At 67.4% G+C, this 7636-nt stretch carries 10 protein-coding genes and 1 pseudogene; 10 read left to right on the top strand and 1 reads right to left on the bottom strand.

The genetic code is table 11. The annotated features are described in order from the left end of the window. From ER13_RS14715 to ER13_RS14675, 9 genes and pseudogenes are all read left to right on the top strand, one after another. Positions 1-430, top strand: a pseudogene (locus ER13_RS14715) (prephenate dehydrogenase dimerization domain-containing protein); the annotation flags it as partial. Positions 431-696: 266 nt separating this feature from the next. Next, the gene (locus ER13_RS14710) at positions 697-1317 is read left to right on the top strand and encodes a DJ-1/PfpI family protein (RefSeq protein ID WP_035310407.1); all 621 of its coding nucleotides are present in this window, start codon (positions 697-699) and stop codon (positions 1315-1317) included. Positions 1318-1458: 141 nt separating this feature from the next. Next, a complete protein-coding gene (locus ER13_RS14705) occupies positions 1459-1890 on the top strand; it encodes a hypothetical protein (protein WP_035310405.1) in 432 nt (143 codons plus the stop codon). Between the two features lie 337 nt (positions 1891-2227). After that, on the top strand, positions 2228-2482 hold the full coding sequence (locus ER13_RS14700) for a type II toxin-antitoxin system ParD family antitoxin (protein WP_008260094.1): 255 nt from the start codon (positions 2228-2230) through the stop codon (positions 2480-2482). Continuing rightward, on the top strand, positions 2479-2787 hold the full coding sequence (locus ER13_RS14695; RefSeq protein ID WP_008263996.1) for a type II toxin-antitoxin system RelE/ParE family toxin: 309 nt from the start codon (positions 2479-2481) through the stop codon (positions 2785-2787). The genes ER13_RS14700 and ER13_RS14695 overlap by 4 nt, the downstream gene beginning before the upstream one ends. Beyond that, a complete protein-coding gene (locus tag ER13_RS14690) occupies positions 2784-3533 on the top strand; it encodes a DUF72 domain-containing protein (RefSeq protein ID WP_035310403.1) in 750 nt (249 codons plus the stop codon). Before ER13_RS14695 ends, ER13_RS14690 begins: the two co-directional genes overlap by 4 nt. An 85-nt stretch (positions 3534-3618) precedes the next feature. After that, positions 3619-4680 carry an NAD(P)-dependent alcohol dehydrogenase gene (locus ER13_RS14685; RefSeq protein WP_035310401.1) on the top strand — a complete coding sequence of 354 codons (1062 nt, stop codon included), beginning with the start codon at positions 3619-3621 and terminating at the stop codon, positions 4678-4680. Positions 4681-4798: 118 nt separating this feature from the next. Further along, on the top strand, positions 4799-5524 hold the full coding sequence (phbB, locus tag ER13_RS14680; RefSeq protein ID WP_035310400.1) for an acetoacetyl-CoA reductase: 726 nt from the start codon (positions 4799-4801) through the stop codon (positions 5522-5524). 99 nt (positions 5525-5623) lie between these two features. Then, the gene (locus ER13_RS14675) at positions 5624-6343 is read left to right on the top strand and encodes a DUF4908 domain-containing protein (RefSeq protein ID WP_231492564.1); all 720 of its coding nucleotides are present in this window, start codon (positions 5624-5626) and stop codon (positions 6341-6343) included. On the opposite strand, the gene gloB is transcribed toward ER13_RS14675, so the two are convergent. After that, positions 6333-7061, bottom strand: coding sequence for a hydroxyacylglutathione hydrolase (gene gloB, locus ER13_RS14670; protein WP_008260401.1), 729 nt, complete (start codon positions 7059-7061; stop codon positions 6333-6335). The two genes, ER13_RS14675 and gloB, sit on opposite strands and share 11 nt — an antisense overlap. A gap of 46 nt (positions 7062-7107) precedes the next feature. Here gloB and ER13_RS14665 point away from each other — a divergent pair. Next, a partial coding sequence (locus tag ER13_RS14665; protein WP_035310410.1) for a methyltransferase domain-containing protein occupies positions 7108-7636 on the top strand: 529 nt, incomplete at its 3' end.

Here is a 7636-nt window from a genome sequence, read left to right as displayed (position 1 = left end):
GATCGTCGGAACCCACCCCCTGTTCGGCCCCCAGAGCGGCAAGCACGGCATCGCCGGCCTGCGCATCGCCATCTGCGCCGTGCGCGACGCCCCCGATGCGCGCAGAGACGCCCGCCGCGTCGCCGCCTTCTGCCGCCGCGCCCTGGCCCTGAAGGTGTTTCAGGTCAGCCCCGAGGATCACGACCGCGAGGCCGCCACGGTCCAGGGCCTGACCCATCTGATCGCCCGCCTGCTGCTGGCCATGGAGCCCCTGCCGACCCGTATGACCACCGCCAGTTTCGACCGCCTGATGCAGGCCGTCGACATGGTCCGCCACGACAGCCCCGCGGTCTTCCGCGCCATCGAACGCGACAACCCCTTCGCCGCCGAAGTCCGCGACCGCTTCTTCGCCCTGGCGGACGCGGCGCGGGGGGATTTGGACGCGGAATGAGTGGGGAAGCATCCGACCACGCCATGCCTCACATCGGTTGACGAGGCGTCTCGGTTCGCTGAACCTGGGCCTGGGATGGTGTAATCGAACATACCGGTCACAACCGGAGCAGCGGGTGAGAGCCCTGCTCCCAAGTCTGCTTTGCGAACCGGCGGCGATTTCGCAAGACGACCCGAACCGGGCAACCAGAATGTCCGCTCTTGCGGCGGCCCTATAACTCGGCGACCCTGCCGTCTTCCTCATCATCTCCTAGCGCCGTGCCCGTCATGCAGATCGCCGTCCTAACCCTTGATGGTTTCAACGAGCTGGATTCCTTCATCGCAGCAGGCATCTTAAACCGGATGAAATCACAGGGCTGGGCGGCCCACATCACCTGCCCCACGCCGGAGGTCACCTCGATGGCCGGGGTGACGATTCAGCGCCAGAAGCCGCTGGAGTTCTTGGCCGACGCCGACGCGGTGCTGATTGGCAGCGGGATCAAGACCCGCGATTACGCCGCCGATCCCACGTTCCTGTCGCGCCTCCCGCTGGACCCGTCGCGCCAGCTAATCGGCGCTCAGTGCTCCGGCACGCTTCTACTGGCCAAGCTGGGGCTGATCGGCGACCTGCCCGCCTGCACCGACCTGACGACCAAGCCTTGGGTTATCGAGGCGGGCGTAAATGTCGTTGATGCGCCGTTCGCCGCGCACGGCAATGTCGCAACCGCCGGCGGTTGCCTAGCCTCGCAATACCTTGCCGCTTGGATGATTGCGCGCTTGGCGACCCTGCGTGACGCAGAAGAAGCCATTCACTACGTCGCGCCAGTCGGCGAGAAGGCTGAATACGTCCAGCGCGCGATGGCGGCGGTGACGCCGTTTTTGAACGTCGGAGAAACACGGGCTGCATAATCCATGGTCGTCCGCTTCTCACCCCTTTCACCCCTTTAAGACCTCCGCACAGTCCGCTGATCCCCAACCTTTCCAATAATTCACGCGGCAATCCAGCATCATCGACCTACCCTACTCCAGGCTGAACCTTCGGAGGCGGGCATGGCGAAGCGGCGAGCGTTCCTGGCGAGCGGCTTGGCGGCCTGCGCCCTTTGCGGAACGGCCCTGGCTCAGGCCGCGCCGCCCATCACCAGCGGCGAGGTGGCCGGCGACTGGATGCTGAAGATCACGCCGGCCGAGCGGCAGGACCTCAGCATCTCCTTCAAGTCCAAGAGCGGAAATCAGCTGGATTTCCCATTGACGGTCACGCCCCAGCCGCGCGGCCGGCTCTCGTGCGTCCTCGACGGGGATCCGGCGGACTGCCGCATAAGGGACGGCAAGCTGGTCGTCGTCATGGCCTCGGGCGGCGTGCGCATGACCTTCACCCTGACGGGTCGGTCGCGCGGCGGGTTCCAGGGCGACGCGAGTCTGAGGGTCCGTCTGCTCCCCATCGGCGGCCATATCGGCGCCGTGACCATGGCGCGCCGATCATAAGGGCCGGCGCGCGGACGGTCGGCGCAGGCGCCACCTATCCTAATTCCGCAGACATTTTGTCGACGAAACAACCGCCTGACTGAAAAATCCCGTCGCCACCCCCCGCCCTTCCCTGCGGGCCTATACTCCCGTCGTCGGCATTGGAAGGGAGGCTCATTCAGTTGCAGACTCTGGCGCCTCGCCCTGGGTTCGAGGGCTCCGCGCAATTTCGTCCCACCCCGATTTCAGACAATTCAGACGATTCAGACACTGTTTTTTCGCCGCACCGTCTGAAATCCCCTGCGACAATTGACAAAGATTGCCAAACTCCCATTCTGACCGGACAGGAGCAGACCCCATGGCGACGATGAACATCTCCCTGCCCGACCCGATGAAGGCCTGGGTCGAGGAACAGGCCAAATCAGGCCGCTACGCCAACGCCTCGGACGTCGTCCGTGACCTGATCCGCCGCGAACAGGTCAAGGCCGAGAAGATCGCCCATATGCAGCGATTGGTGGACGAGGCGCGCGCCGGCGGGATCAGCGAAAAGACCCCACGTGAGATCTTCGAGGAAGTCCGCGCCGAATTCGAAAGACGCAAGGGCGCGGCGTGACCCGCCTGCGGCTGAGCGAAGACGCCGAAGCGGATCTGCGCCTGATTTTCTGGCAGGGCCTGGAAATGTTCGGCGCCCGCCAGACCGAAACCTATATTTCAGGCTTGGAAGACCAGTTGCAGCAGTTGCTCCTGTTCCCCGATACGGGCCGGTTGCACACGGATATCCAGCCGCCCGTCAGGGTTCAGCCCTATGGCGCTCACGTCATCATCTACGAACACATCGACGACATCGTCGCAGTCCTCCGCATCCGCAGCGCACGCGAGGACTGGACGGCCTCACCTCTGGGAAGCGACTGGCCATGACCCACCCCATCCACATCGGCGTCGGCGGCTGGACCTTCGAACCTTGGCGCGGAATCTTCTATCCCGAGGGCCTGGTTCAGAAGCGCGAGCTGGAATATGCGGCGTCGAAACTGACCAGCATCGAGATCAACGGCACCTATTATTCGACCTTCAAACCCGACTCCTGGCGCAAATGGCGCGACGAGACGCCGGACGGTTTCGTCTTCTCGGTCAAGGCCAGCCGCTACTGCACCAATCGCAAGATTCTGTCGGACGGCGGCGAGAGTTTCGAGAAATTCCTCTCCCAGGGCCTGACCGAACTGGGCGACAAGCTGGGGCCGATCAACTGGCAGTTCATGGGGACGAAGAAGTTCGACCCCGAGGATTTCGAGGGCTTCCTGAAACTACTGCCCCCGGAGAAGGACGGCATCCGCCTGCGTCACGCCCTGGAGGTCCGCAACCCGAGCTTCGCCACCGAACAGTTCTACGATCTGGCGCGCAAATACGGCGCGGCCATCGTCTACGCCGTCGATGACGAGGAGCCGACCTGGCCCCAGATCGACGAAGAAACGTCTGACTTCAGATATGCCCGGCTGATGTCCAGCCGCGAGGACGAGCCCACCGGCATGACCGCCGCCGAACTGTCCGCCGTCGCCGACCAGGCCCGCGCCTGGGCCGAACGCGGCGAGGTCTTCGCCTATTTCATCTCGGGGGCCAAGGTGCGGAACCCGGCGGCCGCCCAGGCGCTGATCGCCCAGTTGAAATGACGCGCGCCGCCTTGCGACCGGTCACGCCGGGCCACATCTGCCCCCCACGCCCCACCGCCTGCCCGAAAGCCTGAAGGACTTCCCCATGCCGATCGCCACACGCGCCTTCGCCGCGACCGCCGCCGACAAGCCCCTGACCCCCTACAGCTTCGAACGGCGCGATCCCGGCCCCGACGACGTGCTGATCGACATCAAATACTGCGGCATCTGCCATTCCGACCTGCACATGGCCCGCAGCGAGACCGGCCAGGCCCAGTACCCGCTGGTGCCCGGTCACGAGATCGCCGGCGTGGTGGCGGCCGTCGGCTCGAACGTCACCCGCTTCAAGGAAGGCGACCGCGTCGGCGTGGGCTGCATGGTCGACAGCTGCCGCGAATGCTCGTCGTGCCAGGAAGGTCTGGAGCAGTATTGCGTGCCCGGCTTCACCGGCACCTACGGCGGCAAGGACCGGAAGGGCGGCACGGCCGAGACCATCACCCAGGGCGGCTATTCCGACCACATCACCGTCGATCAGCATTTCGTCCTGTCCATCCCCGACAGGCTGCCGCTGGACGTCGCCGCCCCCCTGCTGTGCGCCGGCGTCACCACCTATTCGCCGCTGAAGACCTGGGGCGTCGGACCGGGCTCGAAGGTCGCGGTCATCGGCCTGGGCGGCCTGGGCCATATGGCGGTCAAGCTGGCGGCGGCCATGGGGGCCGAGGTCACGGTCCTGTCCACCTCGGACCGCAAGAAGGCCGACGCCGAGCGGATGGGCGCCAAGCATTTCCTGATCAACTCGGACAAGGCGGCGATGAAGGCCGCGGCCGAGAGCTTCGACCTGATCATCAACACCGTCTCGGCCACGCACGAGATCTCCAGCCAGGTCCAGCTGCTGGCGCGTGACGGGACCATGGTCATGCTGGGCCTGACCACCGAGGGCCTGCCGGTGTTCGCCGTGCCCCTGCTGTGGCGTCGTCGCCGCATCGCCGGCTCCCTGATCGGCGGCATCGCCGAAACCCAGGAGATGCTGAACTTCTGCGCCGAACACGGCATCGCCTGCGACATCGAGACCATCGCCCCCGACCAGATCAACGAAGCCTATGAGCGGATGCTGAAGTCCGACGTCCGCTACCGCTTCGTCATCGACATGGAAAAGCTGGCGGCCTGATCCGTGCGACATCAAGCCCGGTTTCCCCCGCGGAAATCGGGCTTGCCTGCGGCCGAGGCGTCGCTACACCTTTAACCACGGTCCGCAGCAGACGGACCAAAGGGACAAGGAAACGATCATGGCGCGTGTGGCATTCGTGACCGGCGGCACCCGAGGCATCGGCAGGGCGATCGTCCAGCGCCTCAGCGAGGACGGCGTCCGCGTCGCCGCCGGCTATTCCGGCAATGACGAAGCCGCCCAGGCCACGGCCAGGGCCACCGGCTGTTTCGTGGTGAAGGGCAATGTCGGCAGCTTCGAAGACTGCGCGCGTGCGGTGCAGGAGGTCGAAGCCGAGCTGGGTCCGGTCGACATCCTGGTCAACAACGCCGGCATCACCCGCGACGGCTTCTTCCACAAGATGAGCCATGACCAGTGGTCGGACGTGATCCGGGTGAACATGGACAGCGTCTTCAACACCACCCGCCAGGTCATCAACGGCATGCGCGACCGCGGCCACGGCCGGATCGTCAACATCTCCTCGATCAACGGCCAGAAGGGCCAGGTGGGCCAGACCAACTATTCCGCCGCCAAGGCCGGGATGATCGGCTTCACCAAGGCCCTGGCCCTGGAGAACGCCCGCAAGGGCGTGACCGTCAACTGCATCGCCCCCGGCTATATCGACACCGAGATGGTCGGCGCCATGGACCCCAAGGTGCTGGAATCCATCGTGGCCCAGATCCCCGTGGGCCGCCTGGGCAAGGGCGAGGAGATCGCCGACATGGTGTCCTGGCTGGTGGGCGAGCGTGCTGGATATGTCACAGGCTGCACTCTGTCTCTGAACGGCGGTCAGTACCTGGTCGGGTGAAGCGGCTTCGCCCAAAATCCGCCGCGTGACGGTTTCATCCACAGTCTCATGAAGTTGACGGAAACGGACTGGGCGAAAAAGTCGCCTCGCGTGACCGCGATGGCCCTGGCGGCCGTCGTGACCGTGGGTCTGTCCGTGGCTGCGCCTGCGGTCCTGCCCTCGGACTGCCACGCCCAGTCGCGCCGCAACCTGCCGCCCTCGGCCCGCTATGTGGCCGGCACGGGACAGGGGTTCGTGCTGGACGTGACCGGGTCGCGCCCCCTGCTGCGGTTCGACCGTTCGACCGAGATCTGGGTGCTGCGTCCCGCCCCCGCGCCGCGCGGCGACATCGTCTATCGCAACGACAACGGCGACCAGGTGCTGCGCGTCACGGCCGACGGCGGCATGACCCTGTACACCACCACGGCGCCCCAGGGCTCGCCCGTCTCGCCGTCGGGCGAGGCCGCGCCCCTGCTGGCCCCGGCCCTGACGGCCGTCCAGCTGTGGAACTACATCATCCGCCAGAGCGACCGGGCCAGCCGCGCCCTGGGCCGACTGGTGGTCGTGGACGTGGACATTCAGCCGGGCTCGGAAGCCGTGGCCGCCGACGCCCTGTCGACCGCCGTGGACGCCATCGCCCGCATGGCCCGATCACCGGCCCTGCGTCGCGAGGCGGACAAGATCCGCCGCATCGAGATCGTCGATCAGGGCCGGGGCCCGCAGGCGACCTTCTCTCGCGGCGTCCTGCGCGTCGTGATCATGCCGCGCGCCGGCGTGGCCGGCCGGCCGTCCTCGGCCCTGATCGTCCGCGTGGTCGCGGACGACGTCCTCAGCCGCTGAAGCCGTCCTTCGCGGCCCGCCGCGCGGCGAACTGGGCCGCATCGACCGCCGTCAGGAACGGATTGAACCGCCGCTCCGTCCCGATCGTCGTCGGCACGGTGGGCTCGCCCCGCGCCCGCGCCGCAAAGATCGCCTCGGCGTGGGCCCGGGTCTCGGGCCGGTCGTCCAGGGTCAGGGTGAAACGCGCGTTCGAGGCCGTATATTCGTGGGCGCACCAGATCACGGTCGCCTCGGGCCAGGCGGCCAGGGCCTGAAGACTGGCCCACATCTGCTCCGGCGTCCCCTCGAACAACCGGCCGCAGCCCAGGGCGAACAGGGTGTCGCCGACGAAGGCCAGTTGGTTCTCGACCGAGCGGAAGACCACATGGCCCAGCGTATGGCCGGGCGTGGCCGTGACCTCGAACCGCGTCTCGCCGACCATCACCACGTCGCCGTCCGCGACCACCCGGTCCAGCGGCGCGACGCGGCGCACCTCCTCCGGCCCCACGATCTCGCAGCCCGTCTCGGCCTTCAGCCGTTCGTTGCCCTCGGTGTGATCCGGGTGCCAGTGGGTGTTCAGGATCAGGTCCAGCCGCCCCCAGCCCAGGGCCTCCAACTCTTGCAGGATTCGCTCCGCATCCGGCGTGTCCACCGCCGCGACCACGCCGGTCGCCGTATCGCGGATCAGGAAGCCGTAATTGTCGCTGCGGCACGGAAACAGGTGAACATCCAGGGTCATGACGTCATTCTAGCAGGACGGCTCCGGCGGGCCTATGGTGGACCCCATGCGGCGCAGCATCGACGAGCTTCGAACCTTCTACGGCGAGCCGACCGGGGCCCTGGTGCGCCGCCTGCTGGCCCGGCGCTTGGACGACGCCTGGGGCGAGGCCCCCGACTGCGACGTTCTGGGCGTCGGCTACGCCACGCCCTGGCTGGACGCCTTCGTCGGCGCCCGCCGCGTGGTCGCCGCCATGCCGAGCGGCCAGGGCGTCGAACACTGGCCCAGCGTGGGGCGCAACCGCACCCTTCTGGTCGACGACCGCCGCCTGCCCTTCGCCGCCGGGTCGTTCGACCGCATCCTGCTGGTCCACGCCCTGGAAGAGGCCGACGATCCCGCCGCCCTGCTGCTGGAGGCGGTGCGCGCCCTGGCCCCCACCGGGCGCATCATCCTGGCGGCGGCGGCGCGCGGCGGCCTGTGGGCGCGGGCCGAGAACACCCCCTTCGGCCACGGCCGCCCCTTCACCCGGGGCCAGCTGGAGCGGCTGGTGCGCGAGGCGGGGCTGGAGCCGGCGGCCTGGTCCCAGACCCTGTATG

It is taken from the genome of Brevundimonas sp. EAKA (assembly GCF_000698025.1).
Taxonomy (GTDB): Bacteria; Pseudomonadota; Alphaproteobacteria; order Caulobacterales; family Caulobacteraceae; genus Brevundimonas; species Brevundimonas mediterranea_A.
This window is presented reverse-complemented; position numbering and strand designations above follow the sequence as displayed.